14 protein-coding genes are annotated in these 17,587 nt (G+C 63.5%); 5 read left to right on the top strand and 9 right to left on the bottom strand.

Going from position 1 to position 17,587, the window contains the following annotated elements; translation table 11 throughout:
• A partial coding sequence (locus CFE35_RS19560; protein WP_292933240.1) for a Wzz/FepE/Etk N-terminal domain-containing protein occupies positions 1 to 479 on the bottom strand: 479 nt, incomplete at its 3' end.
• 13 nt (positions 480 to 492) lie between these two features.
• Positions 493 to 1,107, bottom strand: a complete 615-nt coding sequence (locus tag CFE35_RS19555; RefSeq protein ID WP_292933238.1) for a polysaccharide biosynthesis/export family protein — start codon at positions 1,105 to 1,107, stop codon at positions 493 to 495.
• A gap of 503 nt (positions 1,108 to 1,610) precedes the next feature.
• Here CFE35_RS19555 and CFE35_RS19550 point away from each other — a divergent pair.
• Positions 1,611 to 2,918, top strand: a complete 1,308-nt coding sequence (locus CFE35_RS19550; protein WP_292933236.1) for an aspartate aminotransferase family protein — start codon at positions 1,611 to 1,613, stop codon at positions 2,916 to 2,918.
• 3 nt (positions 2,919 to 2,921) lie between these two features.
• Here CFE35_RS19550 and CFE35_RS19545 read toward each other — a convergent pair whose 3' ends face one another.
• The 6 genes from CFE35_RS19545 to CFE35_RS19520 all read right to left on the bottom strand — a co-directional run bounded on the left by CFE35_RS19545 (position 2,922) and on the right by CFE35_RS19520 (position 10,408).
• Positions 2,922 to 3,563 carry an N-carbamoylsarcosine amidohydrolase gene (locus tag CFE35_RS19545; protein ID WP_292933234.1) on the bottom strand — a complete coding sequence of 214 codons (642 nt, stop codon included), beginning with the start codon at positions 3,561 to 3,563 and terminating at the stop codon, positions 2,922 to 2,924.
• 16 nt (positions 3,564 to 3,579) lie between these two features.
• Entirely contained in the window at positions 3,580 to 4,782 is a 1,203-nt protein-coding gene (locus CFE35_RS19540; RefSeq protein ID WP_292933232.1) for a CoA transferase, read from the bottom strand.
• A 4-nt stretch (positions 4,783 to 4,786) separates the two neighbouring features.
• Positions 4,787 to 6,661 carry a hydantoinase B/oxoprolinase family protein gene (locus CFE35_RS19535; protein ID WP_292933230.1) on the bottom strand — a complete coding sequence of 625 codons (1,875 nt, stop codon included), beginning with the start codon at positions 6,659 to 6,661 and terminating at the stop codon, positions 4,787 to 4,789.
• A gap of 15 nt (positions 6,662 to 6,676) precedes the next feature.
• Positions 6,677 to 8,725: a hydantoinase/oxoprolinase family protein gene (locus CFE35_RS19530; RefSeq protein WP_292933228.1), complete on the bottom strand. Its 2,049-nt coding sequence runs from the start codon at positions 8,723 to 8,725 to the stop codon at positions 6,677 to 6,679.
• A 33-nt stretch (positions 8,726 to 8,758) separates the two neighbouring features.
• Positions 8,759 to 9,667 carry a hydroxymethylglutaryl-CoA lyase gene (locus CFE35_RS19525; RefSeq protein WP_292933226.1) on the bottom strand — a complete coding sequence of 303 codons (909 nt, stop codon included), beginning with the start codon at positions 9,665 to 9,667 and terminating at the stop codon, positions 8,759 to 8,761.
• A gap of 66 nt (positions 9,668 to 9,733) precedes the next feature.
• Positions 9,734 to 10,408: a GntR family transcriptional regulator gene (locus CFE35_RS19520; protein ID WP_292933224.1), complete on the bottom strand. Its 675-nt coding sequence runs from the start codon at positions 10,406 to 10,408 to the stop codon at positions 9,734 to 9,736.
• A gap of 122 nt (positions 10,409 to 10,530) precedes the next feature.
• Between CFE35_RS19520 and CFE35_RS19515 the strand changes: the two genes are divergently transcribed.
• Together CFE35_RS19515 and CFE35_RS19510 are read left to right on the top strand one after the other, a co-directional pair.
• On the top strand, positions 10,531 to 11,241 hold the full coding sequence (locus CFE35_RS19515; RefSeq protein ID WP_292933222.1) for an aspartate/glutamate racemase family protein: 711 nt from the start codon (positions 10,531 to 10,533) through the stop codon (positions 11,239 to 11,241).
• 68 nt (positions 11,242 to 11,309) lie between these two features.
• Entirely contained in the window at positions 11,310 to 13,835 is a 2,526-nt protein-coding gene (locus CFE35_RS19510; protein WP_292933220.1) for a TonB-dependent receptor, read from the top strand.
• Positions 13,836 to 13,914: 79 nt separating this feature from the next.
• Here CFE35_RS19510 and CFE35_RS19505 read toward each other — a convergent pair whose 3' ends face one another.
• Positions 13,915 to 14,664, bottom strand: coding sequence for an SDR family NAD(P)-dependent oxidoreductase (locus tag CFE35_RS19505; protein ID WP_292933219.1), 750 nt, complete (start codon positions 14,662 to 14,664; stop codon positions 13,915 to 13,917).
• 210 nt (positions 14,665 to 14,874) lie between these two features.
• On the opposite strand from CFE35_RS19505, the gene CFE35_RS19500 reads away from it, so the two are divergent.
• Together CFE35_RS19500 and CFE35_RS19495 are read left to right on the top strand one after the other, a co-directional pair.
• Positions 14,875 to 16,491 (top strand): FAD-binding oxidoreductase, encoded by a 1,617-nt coding sequence (locus CFE35_RS19500; RefSeq protein ID WP_292933217.1) that lies wholly within the window; start codon positions 14,875 to 14,877, stop codon positions 16,489 to 16,491.
• A 31-nt stretch (positions 16,492 to 16,522) separates the two neighbouring features.
• Positions 16,523 to 17,587: an LLM class flavin-dependent oxidoreductase gene (locus tag CFE35_RS19495; RefSeq protein WP_292933215.1), complete on the top strand. Its 1,065-nt coding sequence runs from the start codon at positions 16,523 to 16,525 to the stop codon at positions 17,585 to 17,587.

The raw sequence follows: 17,587 nt of genomic DNA, 5'->3' as shown, positions 1-17,587 counted from the left end.
AGTTCGCCCCGGCTGAGATCGCCGGCGGGCTGACGCATGCCCATGGCATCATAGAACCGCGGGTTCCCGATCAAGCGCAGTTTCTGCGCCACCCGCTCGAGGAGAGTGCGGCTCTTCAGAATATCGATCTGGGTCTGCAGGAAACGCTCGGTATCCGCAGCGCTTACCACCGGATCTTGCGAGATATCATCCTGCTTGCCTAGGACCTGTGCTGACTGATCGTTGATCTGCAGCGTTGTCTCAGCAGTATAACGCGGGGTCTGGAGCATGGTCACAACCACGGCGAGGGCAAGCGAGGCGGCTATGATGATGCTGATGATCAGCAGATTTGCGCGAACGATTGCAACGATCTCACGGATATCGAAGGCAGGTTCGCCGTCGAGATAGGAGTCGTCTTCCCCGTACGGGCCGCTGCTCTGACGCGGATCCCGGTCGAGACCGTGCTCAGCCGAATTGGAAGTGTGGGTGATCTGCTGCACGATACCGCCAAGGTTACAAGCGAGTGAAAACGTTGAAGAGCGGGGCGGCCTGAAGCACATCGCGGTAGATCGACTTTGCTTGCGAGAAGCCGACTACAACGACATCGCCGCCCAGAATCTGGGGATCGGGATCCCTGCCAGCGCGGATGCGGCTCAGGTCGAACCTTGCCGCCATGCGCTGGTTGTTGATGGTGCGGAAAACCACGACTTCATCGAGCTTTGCGATGCGGGTCGGGCTCTGGGCGAGTGCGATCGCACCGAGCAGCGTCGTCTGACCATCAACCGGATAGGCCCCTGCCTTTGCGACCTGGCCTTCGACGGTCACCATCTGACCGGTCTGCTCGATCACGTTGAGCGTGACGTTGGGATTGCGGAGAAATTGCGCACCCAGCCGTGATGCGATCTGCGTGGAGGCTTCGCCCGGCGTCAAGGCGGCCACTCTGACCGCGCCGACCAGCGGAACCTGAATGAACCCGGCATCATCGACGGGGAGTTTCTCGAGCGTGAGATCAGGTTCGCCGAACACGGAAAGTGAAACGATGTCGCCCGGCGCGATCTGATACTGCTTGGGCACCACGGCCTTGTCGATCGGCGGTACGATCGCATAAGCGGCGTCCCGTGTCGGCAAGGCACTGTAAAGCTGGGACGAACAGGCAGCGAGGCTGGTGCTGAGGACAAGCAGCAAAAGGGGCCCGGTTTTCTGCACTTTGCGATATGCCCTTTTGCGTATGTATCTGCTGGTATCAAAAGACGATGCCAGCTTCCATGAAACAGCGCAACATCCGATCACAACCCAAAAATCCGACCACTAGCCACGCTTTTGTTGCAATGCAGCAGGGCAAGGGCCGCAAACGCAGCCCCTTTTTGTGATGATCGCTGAGCAGGGCCGACTGCGCCAGCCCCCTTGGCTCGGGTCTGTTGGCCCCAGTTTGAAGAGATAATATCGCCTGCCCGTCCGCCTTGTTGCGGTCACTTCCGCGGTTCGATCATCGGCAGCCATTTCGCCGTTACGGTTGCGAATGGTGCCCCCGGTGGATCTCTCGACCTTCAAGCTCGTCTGAGGCTTTTCCCGGCGCCCCGAACGTGCAACGCTGCACGTGTTTGTTTGCCTGCCACGGAAAGTCCTGCCCGATGAACACGCCCGATCTTGCAGCATGGTGGATGCCCTTCACCGCAAACCGCCAGTTCAAGGCGCAGCCCCGTCTTCTCGCCGAAGCGCGCGGCATGTTCTACCGCAGCCATGACGACCGCGAGATTCTGGACGGCACCGCTGGGCTATGGTGTGTGAACGCCGGGCATGGGCGCGAGGAGATCGCGGACGCGGTAGCGCACCAGATCCGCACGATGGATTTCGCGCCTGCCTTCCAGATGGGCCATGCCATCGGCTTCGATTTTGCCAGCCGCCTCGCCGAAATCGCACCCGCCGGGCTCGACCGAGTGTTCTTCACTGGCTCTGGCTCTGAATCGGTCGATACCGCGCTCAAAATCGCACTCGCCTATCAACGCGCCATCGGCCAGGGCACGCGCACCCGCTTCATCGGGCGCGAACGCGGTTATCACGGGGTCGGCTTCGGCGGTGTTTCGGTGGGCGGCATCCTCAACAACCGCCGTGTGTTCACCAGCCTGCCGGGCGTGGACCACATGCGCCATACCCACGATCCGGTGCGTAACCGCTTCACGCGCGACATGCCCGAGCACGGCGCGGAGCTGGCTGATGATCTCGAACGGCTGGTCCAGCTCCACGGCGCGGAAACCATTGCGGCGGTGATCGTCGAGCCGGTCGCGGGCTCGACCGGGGTGCTTCCGCCGCCCAAGGGCTATCTCGAACGCCTGCGCGAGATTGCCACGCGCCACGGCATCCTCCTCATCTTCGACGAAGTCATCACCGGCTTCGGCCGCCTCGGTACGCCCTTTGGCGCGGACTACTTCGGGGTGACGCCCGACCTCATCACCACCGCCAAGGGCATCACCAACGGCACCCTGCCGATGGGCGCGGTGTTCGCCAGCCGCGCTGTGCATGATGGCATCGTGCAGGGGCCGGAAAACCTCATCGAGCTGTTCCACGGCTACACCTATTCCGGCCACCCGGTCGCCTGCGCGGCGGGTCTCGCCACGCTCGATATCTACGCGCGCGAAGGGCTGCTCACCCGCGGGGCGGCTCTCGCTGGTTTGTGGGCCGACACGCTGCATGGCCTGCGCGATGCTCCCCACGTCACCGACGTGCGCACCATCGGCCTCGTCGGCGCGATCGAGCTGGCTTCGCGCGATGGCGCACCGGGCGCGCGGGCCTATGACGTGTTCACCGATTGCTTCAGGGCGGGCCTGCTGATCCGCGTTACGGGCGATATCATCGCGCTTTCGCCGCCGCTGATCATCGAGGCCGATCACATCGGACGTATCGCCGAAACGATCCGCGCCGCGCTGGAACGGGCCGGGTAAAGGCTACTTCGCCCGCAAAGCCATGAGGTGCGCCGTTGCCGTCTCTTCAGAGATGACTTCGGCATACTTCGCCTGCAGGTCGAACAGGTTCGCCTCGTGCGGTCCCGGATGCCGGTCGCCGCAGGCATCGCGCACCACGAAGGGCAGGAACCCGCTCTGGCAGGTATCCAGCGCCGTCGCCCGCACGCAGCCTGACGTTGAGACGCCTGCAATCAGGAGGGTGTCGACCCCCAGCGAGGTCAGCGTCGCGGCCAGATGCGTCGCGAAGAACGCCGAGGCATAGCGCTTCGTGATCACGAAATCGCCGTCCTCGGGGCTGAGCTGCGGCGGAAAGGCCCCCAGCGGAGAGCCTTTCTCGAACACTTTCAGCGCGGGCACCTTGCGGAAGAATACGCCGCCATCCGCGCCGCCGGGCTGATACTCCACATTGGTGAAGATCACCGGCGCGCCGCACTGCCGGGCGACGGCGGCGAGGCGAGCCGCGCTCGCCACCGCGTCCTCGATCCCGGCATAGAGCGGCGAGCCCGGCTGGAGATAGGCCTCCACCATGTCGATCACGATCAGTGCCGGCCGCTTGCCGAACGGCAGCGAACCATCGAACGCGCCGGTGTAGTTGGCCGTGATCTCGCCGAAATCCGCGCTCATGGCTTGTCGGTCCCCATCAGATCACTCCGCGTGCCGCCAGTTCCGCAAGCTGCGTTTCGTCCATGCCCAGCAGCCCGCCATAGATCTCGGTATTGTGCTGGCCGACGATCGAAGGCGCCGGGGTGCGCACGCTGCTCGGCGTGGCCGAAAGGCGCGGCACCACGTTCTGCATCTTCAGCTTGCCGAAGCGCTCGGTCTCCACTTCGATGATCGCTTCGCGCGCCTGGAAGTGCGGATCGGCCAGCATCTCGGGCGCGCGATAGACTTTGCCCGCCGGGATCGAGTGCTTGATCATCAGCGCGTCGACCTCGTCGATGGTCAGCGTCATGGTCCAATCGTTGATCAGCGCATCGAGCTCGATCTGGTTCGTCCCGCGCGCCACGTGCGTGGCATAGCGTGGGTCGGTTGCCAGTTCAGGGCGGCCCATCGCTTCGGCCAGACGCGCGAAGATCGCGTCCTTGTTCGCGCCGATCATGAAATCGCCGTCGCTGCACTTGTAGACGTTGGACGGCGCGATACCCGGCAGGAACGAACCCGAGCGCTCGCGGATGATCCCCGAATGATCGTATTCCGGGATCACGCTTTCCATGACCTGCAGCACGGCTTCATAGAGCGCGGTATCGACCACCTGGCCCTTGCCGGTGGAGGCGCGCGAATGCAGCGCTGCCAGCACGCCCATGCAGCCATAGGTCGCGGTCAGCGTATCGCCGATCGAGATGCCCATGCGGCTGGGCGGACGGTCCGGCTCACCCACGATGTAGCGCCAGCCGCCCATCGCCTCACCGATCCCGCCGAACCCGGCGCGGTCCGAATAAGGCCCGGTCTGGCCATAGCCCGACATGCGCGCGATGATCAGGCCGGGGTTGATGGCATGCAGCACATCCGGCCCGAGGCCCCACTTCTCCAGCGTGCCGGGCTTGAAGTTCTCGACCATCACGTCGGCGGTAGCGAGGAGCTGGCGCACCAGATCCTGCCCCTCTGCCACGCGCAAGTTGGCCGAGACCGACTTCTTGTTGCGCGCGATGACCTCCCAGTTGACCTTGTCATCGCCAAGGCCCCAGTCGCGCATGGGATCGCCCGCACCCGGCGGTTCGACCTTGATCACTTCCGCGCCCATGTCGCCCAAGAGCTGGCCGCAGAACGGCCCTGCCAAGAGCTGACCCAGCTCAACCACCCGGATGCCCTTCAGAGCACCCGTATTTGCCCCTGCCTGTGTCATGCGCTTATTCCGCTGCCTGCGCGGTCTGCCACACCGGCTGGATCGGAGCCGGAAGCCCGGTTTCCGCTTCGCAGTTCGCGCGCAGGGTTTCGATGTCCGGGCCATAGTTGAACAGGCCGAGCGGCGGCCGCTCTGCGCGCAGCTTGGCGCGCAGTGCTTCGGTCGCGGCCAGATCGACTTCGCCATTGTCATTGGCAATCACGCCATAAGCCTTCGCGCCTTCCGGCGTGACCAGCCCTTGCGTGATTTCCTTGCCGACGAGTGCGGGTTCGCGTTCGAGCGGATCGCCCCAGCCGCCGCCGCCCCAGGTGATGAAGTGCAGCAGGTCGCCCGCTTCCACCGGATAGGCATCGACCTTGTTGCCGATAATGATCTGCGTGCCGTCCGGCTTCTCGATGATCTTACGCGCGCGCTTGCCGGGTTCGCCGCCGTTGACGCCCCAGGGCGGCACGAACCAACGATCATCATGCGCCGAAATCGTGCCATCCGCCAGGAAGCGGTAGGTCATGTTGATGCCGTTGCCGCCGCGGTGCAGGCCCGCGCCGCCGCTGTCGGGCACCGTTTCATAGTTCTCGATCAGCATCGGGAAATACCGCTCCAGAAACTCGTTCGGAACGTTGGTAAAGCCCGGCCACAGCGAGTGGCCGTCCGGCCCGTCTCCCATCGGACGGCCCGGAATGCCGCCGAAGCCGATCTGGAACAGCTGGAACCATTCGCCCTTCTCGTCCAATCCCGAATAGAACAGGTGGGGCGAAGACGAGAACCCGGCTGCATTGAGAAACTCGGGAGTCTTCTGGCCCAGCAGACCGCCCAGAATGTCGAAGATCCGCCCCAGCGCATGCGTGCGACCCGAAAGGGCTGCGGGGAACTTCGGCTTGAGCAGCGATCCTTCGGGGATGCGCACGTCGATGAGGTCGTAGAACCCGTCGTTGAACAGGATCTGCGGATCGAACACCATGATCATGTAGATGCCGAAGAACATGCGGAACATGTTCTCGTTCATCAGGAAGTTGATCGAATACTGGCTCTGCGGATCGGTGCCGTCAAAGTCGAGGATGACCTTCTCGCCCTCGCGCCACATCGTGCATTTGATCTTGAACGGGCCAGCGCCCATGCCGTCGTCGCAGATGTAGTCCTCGAAGCTCACCGGCTCCTCGCCGATGGCGCCCGCGATCAGCTGCTTCATCGCGCGGTGGTTGCGCGCCAGCAGTTCCTCCGTGGCCGAGACGTAGACGTCTTCGCCGAAGCGGTCGGCCATCTCGATCACACGGCGTGCGGCCACGCGGCATGAGGCGATCAGCGCGTTAAGGTCGGCCTGGCACCAGTCGGGCTTGCGCGTCTGATGCATGACCAGCTTCATCAGGTCTTCGTTGTATTCGCCCTTCTTCCAGAGCTTCACCGGCGGAATGCGCACGCCTTCCTCGAAGATCGAGCGCGAATCGACCGGCATCGAGCCGACGACCTTGCCGCCGATATCGGCCTGGTGGCCGAACATTGCAGTATAGCCGATGAGGCGGCCGGACTTGAACACAGGCAGCAGCACCAGCCAGTCGTTCGAATGGCTCACCGCGCCGCCGCAGCTGTAGGGGTCGGACAGGAAGATCATGTCCCCATCTTCCAGCGTGCCGTCAAAGCGGTCGAGGAAGCCGCCGATGAAGCTGCCGAACTGGCCGACGATCATGCGCCCGGCATGATCCGCGATCAGCGGGAAGGCATCGCCTTGTTCGCGGATGCCGGGAGACATGGCGGTGCGCTTCAGCGTGGCGTCCATTTCGTTGCGCGCGTTGCGCAGCGCGTTTTCGATGATGTCGAGCGTGACCGGATCAATCGCCAGCTTCTCGAAGGGGGCCGGATTGGTCTGGATGATGGTTGCGGGCATGGGTCTTGCCTCCTCTCAGGCCAGGTTGATCAGGATGTTGCCGACACGGTCGACGACCGCCACACACCCGGTTTCGATCAAAGTCGTGGAGTCCATTTCGATGACGATGGCAGGGCCGGGGATCACATCGCCCTGGCGCAGCTTGGCGCGGTCATAGATCACCGCCGCCTGCTCCTTGCCGTCCATCCACAAGGTATGGTCGCGCATCTTTGCCCCGATGGGGTTGCCGTCGCCCTTGGGCAGTTCGGCGGCGGGCAGGTCCAGCGCCTGGCCCAGCGCCACGGCGCGCAAGTTCACGATCTCGTGCGGGGTGTCCATGTTGAAGGTGAAGAGGCGCAGGTGCTCCTCGTCGAACCGCTTGAGGATCCCGGCAATGCCGTCACGCTCCAGCGCTTCGGCGGTGATCGTCAGCGGCACTTCGAAAGCCTGGCCGGCATAGCGCACGTCGACCTCGAACTCGCTTTCGATGCTCGCTTCAGGCAGGCCATCGGCGCGCAGTTCGGCACGGGTCTGCTCGGCCATGTCCTTGAGGATCGCGATCAGTTCGGACGCGTCGGTCTGGGCCGCAAGGCGCGAGAACGAACGCGCGGTTTCCGTGCGCATCCGCGTCGTCGCATCGCCCAGCGCGCAGAGCACGCCCGGCGAAACCGGCGAAATCGCGGGCCAGCTGCTCATCAGCCGCGCCACGGCGTTGACATGGAGCGGACCCGCCCCGCCAAAGCCCATCAGCGCGAAGTGGCGCGGGTCATAGCCCTGCTGCACCGAGATCATGCGCAGCGCACCGAACATGTTCTCGTTCACGATGTCGATGATCCCGCGCGCGGCGGCCATCAGGTCGATGCCCAGCGCGTCGGCAATGGTCTGCACCGCGCGCTTGGCGCCTTCGCGGTCCAACTTGAAGCTGCCGCCGAGGAGGTTTTCCGGCAGATAGCCCAGCACCACGTTGGCGTCGGTCACGGTCGGCAGTTCGCCGCCCTTGCCATAAGCCACTGGCCCCGGCACCGCGCCCGCCGATTGCGGACCCACGCGAAGGGCCTTGGTCAGTTCCGGCACATAAGCAATGGAACCGCCGCCCGCGCCCACGGTCTTCACATCAAGCGCGGAGGCGCGGACCGAAAGGTGCCCGACCTCGGTCGTGCGCTGGCGGCGCGGCTCGAGGTTTTCGATCAGCGCCACGTCGGTCGAAGTGCCGCCGACGTCGAGCGTCAGGATATTGCGGATGCCTGCATTCCGGCCGACCCACAGCGCCCCGGTGACACCGCCCGCCGGGCCGGACATGAGGATGTTGACCGGCTGCTCCTCGGCCTTCTGCGCCGACATCAGGCCGCCATCCGAGCGCAGCAGCGAAAGCTTGCCGTTCATGCCCGATGCCGCCAGCTTGTCGCGCAGGCTGCGCACATAGCGGCCCACGACGGGGCGCACAGCCGCGTTGGCCACCGTGGTCAGCGTGCGTTCGTATTCCTGCATTTCGGGCAGCACTTCGTGGCTGAGCGAAACCGGGACGTCCTGCATCATCTCGCGCGCCATCGCGCCGATGCGGGCTTCATGGTCGCCGTTGACATAGGCATTGATCAGCGAAACCGTGATCGCCTCGACGCCCTGTTCCTTGAGCTTGAGCAAGGCGGTCTTGACGCTGGCCTCATCAAGCGGGCGGACTTCCTTGCCCGCCGCGTCCATGCGGCCACCCACGGTGACGGTGTCTTCCAGCGCGGCCAGCGGCGTCGGCTTGGGCCAGATGATCCAGCCGGCAAGGCCGCCCGGCACATAGGAACGTGCGATCTGCAGCACGTGGCGATAGCCCTCGGTCGTGATCAGGCCGACGCGCGCACCCTTGCCTTCGAGCACCGCGTTGGTGGCCACAGTGGTGCCGTGCAGGAAGTATTCGATCTCCTTGGGATCGACATTCGCCTTCTCGCAGATCGCGGTGACGCCGGTGAGGATGCCTTCCGAGCTGTCATGCGGGGTCGAAGGTGTCTTGTGGCGCCAGAATGCGCCGGTCGCCTCATCAAACAACAGCAAGTCGGTGAACGTGCCGCCGACATCAACCCCCAAACGGTAACCCATTACTGCGTCCTTTGCTGCTTCAGGCAGGATTGTTCACGAAACTTGCGGAAAGCGCGGCGCCTGCGCCACCATTCCCGGCAATTTCCGACCGATAACGTCTGTCAGCCACGCGCTGCTCTCGATCAGCTGATCGAGGTCCATGCCCGTCGAAACACGCGCGCGCTCCAGCATGTAGACCACGTCTTCGCTCGAAACGTTGCCTGCGGCACCGGGAGCGAACGGGCATCCGCCCAGCCCGCCCAGCGCCGCGTCGATCACGGTCGCCCCGGCCGCGACCGCCGCCCAGACATTGGCAAGGCCGGTGCCGCGCGTGTTGTGGAAATGCACGCGCACCGGCAGCGGATCGATCGCCGCGCGCACGGCGGCAACGAGCCGGGTGACATGTGCGGGATCCGCCACGCCGATCGTATCGGCGAGAGCCACTTCGACCGGACCGGCTTTGGCCAGCCGCCGTGCCATCTCGATGACCCGCGCTTCGCTGACTTCGCCCTCGAACGGGCAGCCGAACGATGCGCCGATGGTGGCCTGCCCGGTGAGGCCCGCATCCTTGGCCTTGGCGATGATCGCTTTGGCGGCTTCGACCGATTCGTCGCTCGTCTGGCCCTGGTTTGCCATGGCGAACTTGTCCGTTGCCACCGCAACGGCGCCGAGCTGGTTGATCCGCCCGGTCGCGATGGCGCGGTCGGCGCCGCGCCCGTTCATGACAAGGCCGATGTAGGTCACGCCTGCCCTTTCGGGCAAGCCGGCGCAAACCGCCTCGGCGTCCGCCATTTGCGGCACGCGGGTAGGGTTCACGAAGCTCGTCACTTCGATTCGGCGCGCACCCGCTGCGATCGAACGAGCGATCAGTTCAAGCTTGTCAGCAGTCGAAACCACCGTCCGCTCGTTCTGAAGGCCGTCGCGCGGACCCACCTCGACAAAGTTTATGCTCGATGCTGCCATTTTGTAAGCATCGCAGTTTTGGATACAAAATCAAGAGGCCTCGCCCCAGGCTTCCGTCTGGCGCAATTACTCCGCTGCCTGCGACACATCATGAATCCGCTGGTCGATATGGGCGTTGGCATAAGCGTGGAATGCGCGGCGGATGTGGGACACCATGACTGCCTCGGCCCAGGCCGGATCGCGCTGCTCGAAGGCGGCGAGCAGTTCGCCGTGCTGGCGGTGCGAGCGCTTGAGATCATCGAACGAGTAGTTGCGCGCGGTGCGGTGGACCATCGGTCGCTCGATGATCCGCGCCAGCATACTGGTCAATTCGGCCGATGCCGACGCCTCAAGAATAACCCCGTGGAACAGATGGTTGTGCTCCACAAACTGCTGCGTGTCGGGCGTTTTGGCGTAGATCGCCTCGCCAATCGCGGCGTGGTGCTTCTTCAACCGCTCGATCTGGCTGGCGCTGATGCGCTTTGCCGCGCGGCGCGCGGCGCGGCTCTCCAGTAGGCCGCGCAGCTCGAACACTTCCTCGACATCCTCAAGCGACCAGTCCGCCACATAGCTGCGCTGGGTATCGCTGCGGCGGATCAGCAGTTCGGCTTCAAGCCGCCCCAGCGCTTCCCGGATCGGAGTGCGCGAAACGCCGCATTGCTCGGCCAGGGCCTCCTCGCCGATCTTTGCCCCTGAGGGCAGATCGCCAGAGAGGATCATGTCGCGGATCATCTCGTAAGCCCTGTCGGATGCGCGCGACATTCTTTCTTGCTCCTCGTGCTTGACCGATTGTCATTGTATACATTAGGCTGTCATAACCGCAACTGACTGGGATGCATCGTCACGTGGCTGATCACCGCATAAAAGTCATTGTTCCCATACCCATGGATGAAGCCGGCGTCGCCAATCGCGCTGCCCAGCTTCCGCCCGAAGTGATCGCACCCGGTTTCAGGCCGGAGTTCGCGGCGGTCAAGTGGGGCGCCGCACTCGGCGATTCGTATCACGATACGATGCTGATGGACTGGACCGTGTTTCAGGCCGGCATCGATGCGGAGGCGGAAGGCTATTCCGCCGTGGTGATTGATACGGTCAGCGATTCGGGCCTGCGCGCCTTGCGTTCGCGCCTCTCGATTCCGGTCGTCGGCCCCGGTGAATGCGCGTTCCACGCCGCGATGATGCTCGGCAAGAAGTTCGCCGTGCTCACGATGTGGGATGAATGGTTCCCGCTCTACGAGAAGACGCTCACCGAATATGGCTTCTGGCCGCGTTGTTCGGGCTTGCGCTCGATTCGGACCCGGCCCGACCTTTCCGAGCTGCTCGAAGGCAAGGAAGAAGTGATCTTCGCCAAGCTCAAGGCGGAAGCAGAAGCCGCGATGGCCGAGGACGGTGCCGACGTGATCGTGCTGGGTTCGACGACCATGCACCAGTCGGCGCACTGGCTTTCGCAGAACCTGCCGATCCCGGTGATCAACCCGGGCCTCATTGCCTACAAGCAGGCGGAACTGCTGGTCCAGCTTGGGCTGTCGCATAGCAAGAAGGCCTTCCCTGCGCCGCAGGTTGGCAACGATGAGGGCATTCGCAGGGGGAGCGCCTGAACCAGGTGAAACTTCACCGGACAGAATATCAAGGTTCCCGGAATTCAAGAAACAATCAGGGGGTAAGCATGAGAATCACCAAGTATCTGATCCTGAGCTCGGTTGCCGTATCCGCGCTTGCGCCGATGTCCGCATTCGCGCAGGCCGCACCGCAGGAAGCCGCCAACTCTGAAGAGATCGTCGTCACCGCCCGCCGCGAAGACGAGAAGCTCAAGGACGTGCCGGCATCGGTCACCGTCATCACCGCAGGCGCGATTGCCAATACCGGTGCGCGCGTTGCGGCTGATTATGTGCAGCTCACCCCGGGTGTGACCATCGTCACCGGCGTGGTCGAAGCCGGCGACACCCAGATCGCCATCCGCGGCATCAACGGCGCGCGTGACGGTGAAAACAACGTCGCGCTCGTCGTCGACGGTGTGCTGAAGTCCAACACTGCGCTGCTTGCGCAGGATCAGGGCGCGCTGAAGCAGATCGAAATCCTGAAGGGTCCGCAGGGCGCTTACTATGGCCGCAGCGCGGTCGCCGGTGCCATCGTGATCGCCACGAAGAAGCCGGGCGACAAGCTCGAAGTCTCGGGCCGCCTTTCGGGTGCCAACAACAACACCTTCTCCGGTGCTGCCGTCATCAGCGGTCCGCTTGGTTCGAACGTCGGCTTCGTGCTGAACGGGGAATATGCGACCACCGACGGTTTCTACCGCGACGTGTTCCAGACCAGCGCGCTTTACGGCACGACCTATCCCAAGCAGGCTCCCGGCATCGGCGCATCGGTTGATGACAACGAACGCTTCAACATCAACGGCCGCCTGCTGTTCACGCCGAGCAGCGACACCGAGATCGACATCAAGGCGCGCTACAGCAAGCTGAAGGGCGCGGCCATCGGCTTCAACGCTATCTTCCAGTTGCCCGGCCTCGCCGCTGCGTTCAACGCGCCGGTGTTCAACATCGATGCCAACGATCACCAGTTCGTGTTCGCGCGCAACATCAATCCGGAAAACAACCAGCGTTCGGTCGAAGCCTCGATCCGTCTCGCCCAGACGCTCACGGATACGATCAAGCTGACCGGCTACGTCTCGTACAGCGACACGAAGAACGACTTCTTCGCGGATGGCACCAGCGGCACCTTCGGCTTCTTCAACAAAGAACCGAACTGCATGGCCAGCGCCGCAGCACTCAAGGGCTTCCCCGTGCAGGCGCCGTTCGGCGTCGATCTCGGCAACCCTGGCGTGTTCCTCAATCCCTATTCGCCGGTCACCTGCGACGGTTCGCAGTACCAGCAGCGCGATCAGAAGGACATTTCGGCCGAACTGCGCATCGCCGGGGAGGCTGGCAGCGCCATCAACTGGTCGCTGGGTGGCTACTACCTCAACATTGACCGCTTCAACTGCAACAACCTCGGCGTCGATACGGGCCAGGGCGTGATCCGTCAGTGCTACACCACTGATGCGCGCAACCCGACCGAGGCGCTGGCGGAAGATTCGTTCAAGACCAACGTCTACGCCTTGTTTGGCTCGCTCGAATACAAGCCGACCGACAAGCTGAAGATCAGCGCAGCCGGCCGCTTCGATATCGAGAAGCGCTCGACCGAAAACGGCATCCCGACCGGCCGCCGCACCCGCTGGGTGGGCAACGTGCTTACCGGCAACCCCAACGGCACCGAAGAAACGCCGGCCAACTACTACCTCAATCCTGGTCTTGATCCGGCCTACAACCCGAGCGGTGTGCTGTTGCCCCGCAAGCAGACCTACAAGCACTTCCAGCCCAAGATCTCGGTGTCCTACGCGGCGACCGATGATATCAGCGTGTTCGCGAACTGGGGTGTCGGCTTCAAGACGGGCGGCTTCAACAACGCCGGTTCGGCTGCCATCGTGAACGGCTTCTTCAATGCCGGTATCGGGGCCGGCCTGACCATTTTCGACGACTACAAGAAGGAAATCTCGAGCTCGTTCGAAGCCGGCGTCAAGGGCAACATCGCCCCCGGCGTGAACTTCGAACTGGCGGGCTACTACACCAACGTCCGCAATTCGCAGTTCTTCGAATTCTTCGTCGGCCCGTTCGGTCTGCTCCGCGTCGTTTCCAACATCGACAAGGTGACGTTCAAGGGCATCGAAGGTTCGTTCAACGCCCGCGTCTACAAGGGCTTCTCGGTGTTCGGTTCGGCGAACTACACCGACAGCGAGATCAAGAAGAACTCGGCGCGGCCCTACACCGTGGGTAACGACGCTCCGGCCACTTCGAAGTACACGATCAACGTTGGCGGCCAGTTTGATGGTCCGCTCACCGATAGCCTTGGCCTGCTGCTGCGCGCCGACTACCGCGTGACCGGCCCGACCTCGTTCCACACGGTGCAGAACAACAACGTTCCGACCATCTTCGGGTTGGGCGCCAACTACACCAACAGCCAGCGCGATGCTTATGGCATCCTCAACCTGCGCGGCGGCCTGAAGGGTGATCACTGGTCGCTGGTGGCTTTCGCCAACAACGTGACCAAGAAGCGCTACCTGGCCGAAGTGATCGTGGCGCCGGAATTCGGCGGTGCCTTCGTCGCTCCGGGTGCGCTGCGCACCATCGGTGTAGAGGGTACGTTCAAGTTCTGAACGAACGCCTGACCTGACAAAAAACAACCGGGCCATGCAGCGATGCATGGCCCGGTTTTTTGTGTCCGGCGTTCCTGTCTCAGAGCGCCACGGTCAGCCCGCCATCGACGACAATGGTCTGCCCGGTGATATAGCTGGCCTTGTCGGAGAGGAGGAAGGCGATCACCTCGCCGATTTCCGAAGCCAGTCCGGCACGGCGCAAAGGCACGGTTGATTCCGCCGCCGCGAGGCCGACCGGCCCGAGCGAGTTTTCCTCCGACAGGATCTGCGCCGTGCGGATGAAGCCCGGTGCCACGGCGTTCACGCGCACGTTGTCTGGGGCGAGCGCGCAGGCCGATGCCTTGACCATGCCGGTGATCCCCGCCTTGGCGGCGGAATAGTGCCAGTGGTCGTCCCAGCCGACCGATGCCCCGGCGATCGAGGACACGCAGACTATGGCCCCCTCCCGCCGCGCGCTCATGGCGGGGGCGGCTGCGCGGATCAGCCGCAATTGGCCCTTGAGGTTCACGTTCAGCACCTCGTCCCACTTCTCGTCGGTCAGGATGGGATAAGCCGCGCGCGGCGCGATCCCGGCATTGGCAACAAGCGCCGAAAGCCCGCCAAACCGCGCATCGATATCGGCAATCACGGCATTGCAGGCGGCGGTATCGCCAACATCGAGCGCCACGTATTCGGCTGAGCCGCCTGCACTGCGGATTTCCGCCGCCACGGCCTCGCCTTCTTCGGCCAGAATGTCGCTGACGAACACATGATACCCTTCGCGGCCGAGAATTTTCGCGGTGGCCGCGCCGATGCCGATTCCGGCCCCCGAAACCAAAGCTGCACGCATGCGGGTGATCCTTTCACACTGGGTCTTGCTGAAACGTCGCGCTGAAACGTCGTGGGCCGCAGGATGCATACCAAAACTGCCCGCAGCAAGGCCGCTTCAGGAAAACAGACCAGAAATGTGCACAAAAAGTCGATTGAAAGTGAATTGAAACTTGCACTCTCATCATTTTGGGATACATTTTTGCTCAAGAACGCGAAGGAGGATGGCGCAGTGGCGAGTCTGCAGAACGGATCGGGCAATTCCTCTGGCGGGTCGGCGGCTGACGGCGCCACGATCGAGCAGCTTCAGCAAATCCTCGGCCGTGAGAATGTCCTGCTCGATACCGGCAGCCGCGAATTCTACTCGCAGGATCTCAGCTTTCGCCCGCATGAAGTCGCGGCGATGGTGCTCCAGCCCGCTTCGGTCGATGCGCTGGCCGATGCGGTCGGGGTCGCCACGCGCGCCGGTTTTGCAGTGATCCCGCGCGGCGGCGGGATGAGCTACACCAGCGGCTACTCGCCCGAACGGGAGCGCAGCGTGCTGATCGACATGCGCAAGCTGAACCGCGTGATCGAGATCAACGCCGACGACATGTACGTGATCGTCGAAACCGGCTGCACCTGGAAAGATCTGCACGAAGCGCTCGCCCCGCACGGCGTGCGCACGCCCTATTGGGGGCCGCTATCAGGTGCCTATGCCACGGTCGGCGGTGCGCTTTCGCAGAACAGCCTGTTCCATGGATCGGGCACCGGCGGCACGGCGGCGCAGACGGTGATCGGCCTCAAGGTCGTGCTCGCCGATGGCAATGTGCTGACCACGGGCAGCTGGGCGCACAAGAATTCCTCTCCCTTCTGGCGGCACTTCGGCCCGGATGTGACCGGCTTGTTCACCGCCGATACCGGCGCAATGGGCGTGAAGGCAGTCGCGGCGCTGCGGCTGGTGCGCACGGCGGGCCACACCGGCTACCTGTCGTACAAGTTCGATACGCTGGAAGCGATGCTGGCGGCGCAAGTGCGCATTGCCCGGCTGGGCATTGCGTCCGAATGCTATGGCTTCGATCCCTATTACAACGCCGGGTTCGAAAATCAGGGCATCACCTTCGAGGAAGGGCTTTCGCTCGTCGGCAAGATCGCGCGCAAGGGCGGGCTCAAGGGCCTCAAGAATGCAGCCCGCGTGGCGCTGGGCGGCAAGAAGATCCTGAAGAATGTGCCCTATTCCTTGCACATGACGCTCGATGCGCTGACCGAAGTGGTTGCCGCCGAACACACCGATCTCGCCGCTGAAATCTGCGCCGATGAAGGTGGCACCGAAATGGCCAATTCCATCCCGACCGTGTTCCGCAATGCGCCGTTCGGCGGGGTGCGCACGATCCTGCTCGGCTCACAGGGCGAAATCTGGATCCCGGTCCACGGCTACTTCCCGCTCTCGCGCGCCATTCCGGCAGCGCAGGCAACCGAGCGTTTTCTGGCGGAACGCAAGCCGCTGATGGAAAAGTGGGGCATCAAGACCAGCTATCTCACCTGCTTCTCCGGCCCCGAATTCGTGATCGAGCCGAGCTTCTACTGGCACGATCAACTCGGCGAATTCCGCCTCTCGCTGATCGAGCCGGAGTTTGCCGACAAGTGGCGCGACATTCCGGCCGACGAAGCGCGCCGCGCGGTGGCGCTGGGGCTACGCGATGAACTGCGCAACCTGTTCGACGAACTGGGTGGGCTGCATCTGCAGATCGGGAAGTACTACCCCTACCGCGAGATCATGAACAACGAGGCGCTCGGCAATGTCGTTGCCGGCATGAAGTCGCTCGTCGATCCTGATCGCCTCATGAACCCCGGCGCGCTGGGTCTTTGAAGATCGGGCGTAGCGATATCGGAGCAAGGGCATGAAGTTCGGCGTTTTCCTCCCCAACGGCAGCAACGGCTACATCCCCTCCAAGGGCAGCCCGGTCTATCTGCCGACCTATCAGCACAACAAGGCGATCTCGCTCGAAGCCGAGCGGCTGGGCCTCGATTTTGTGCTCTCGATGATGAAGTTCAAAGGCTTCGGGGGTGAGACCGGCTATTGGGACGCCTGCCTCGAAAGCTTCACCCTGATGTCGGCGCTGGCGGCGGATACGAAGACGATCGGCCTGTTCCCCAGCGTCACCCTGCTCAGCGCGCATCCGCCGGTGGTGGCGCGCATGATCGCCACCATCGACGACGTGAGCGAGGGGCGCTGCGGGCTCAACATCGTGACGGGCTGGAACAAGCCCGAATACACCCAGATGGGTCTGTGGCGCGGCGATGAGTATTTCGACCGGCGCTACGACTACGCGCGCGAATACCTCACCATCCTGAAGGACTTGTGGCGCACCGATGAAACGAACTTCAAGGGCGAGTTCTTCTCGCTCGACGGGTGCAGCGTCTACCCCCAGCCGGGCCGCGAGATTCCCATTGTCTGCGCAGGCCAGAGCCCCAAGGGCATCGCCTTCACCGCCGAGATGGGCGATCAGAACTTCGTCATCGCCCATCCCGAAGCGCTGAAATCCATTGTCGAGAACGTGCGGAAGGCGACTGCGGCAAACAACCGCCGGGTCGGCACATATGCGCTGATGCACATGATCGTGGCGCGCACCGATGCCGAAGCCAAGGCGCAGGCCGATGCGATCATTGCCGGGGCGGACCACGGTGCCATCGCCAACATCATGGCCAGCGCGGCGATGGACACCAACGCTGGCGGGATTGCCGAGCGGCTCAAGTCGGGCCTCTCGCTCGGCCTGGAAGAAGGCAACATGGCGTTCATGGGCATCCCCGTGCTGTGCGGCAGCCCGGAAACACTGGCGCTGCGGATCGACGAGATCGCTCAGGAAACCGGCATCGACGGGATGCTGTTCAGCTGGCCCGATTTCGTGGGCGGGATCACCGATTTTGGCGAGCGGGTCATGCCGCTGCTCAAGTGCAGGAACTGA

Source organism: Novosphingobium sp. PASSN1 (genome assembly GCF_002278815.1).
Note: the sequence above shows the minus strand (reverse complement) of the source record. Positions and strands in the feature narration are given on the sequence as shown.

What these genes read in the sequence shown, in the direction of transcription:
- CFE35_RS19520 (WP_292933224.1), bottom strand. Translation starts at nt 10,408, where the DNA reads ATGTCGCGCGCATCCGACAGGGCTTACGAGATGATCCGCGACATGATC.
- CFE35_RS19515 (WP_292933222.1), top strand. Translation starts at nt 10,531, where the DNA reads ATGGATGAAGCCGGCGTCGCCAATCGCGCTGCCCAGCTTCCGCCCGAA.
- CFE35_RS19525 (WP_292933226.1), bottom strand. Translation starts at nt 9,667, where the DNA reads ATGGCAGCATCGAGCATAAACTTTGTCGAGGTGGGTCCGCGCGACGGC.
- CFE35_RS19530 (WP_292933228.1), bottom strand. Translation starts at nt 8,725, where the DNA reads ATGGGTTACCGTTTGGGGGTTGATGTCGGCGGCACGTTCACCGACTTG.
- CFE35_RS19510 (WP_292933220.1), top strand. Translation starts at nt 11,310, where the DNA reads ATGAGAATCACCAAGTATCTGATCCTGAGCTCGGTTGCCGTATCCGCG.
- CFE35_RS19540 (WP_292933232.1), bottom strand. Translation starts at nt 4,782, where the DNA reads ATGACACAGGCAGGGGCAAATACGGGTGCTCTGAAGGGCATCCGGGTG.
- CFE35_RS19505 (WP_292933219.1), bottom strand. Translation starts at nt 14,664, where the DNA reads ATGCGTGCAGCTTTGGTTTCGGGGGCCGGAATCGGCATCGGCGCGGCC.
- CFE35_RS19535 (WP_292933230.1), bottom strand. Translation starts at nt 6,661, where the DNA reads ATGCCCGCAACCATCATCCAGACCAATCCGGCCCCCTTCGAGAAGCTG.
- CFE35_RS19495 (WP_292933215.1), top strand. Translation starts at nt 16,523, where the DNA reads ATGAAGTTCGGCGTTTTCCTCCCCAACGGCAGCAACGGCTACATCCCC.
- CFE35_RS19545 (WP_292933234.1), bottom strand. Translation starts at nt 3,563, where the DNA reads ATGAGCGCGGATTTCGGCGAGATCACGGCCAACTACACCGGCGCGTTC.
- CFE35_RS19550 (WP_292933236.1), top strand. Translation starts at nt 1,611, where the DNA reads ATGAACACGCCCGATCTTGCAGCATGGTGGATGCCCTTCACCGCAAAC.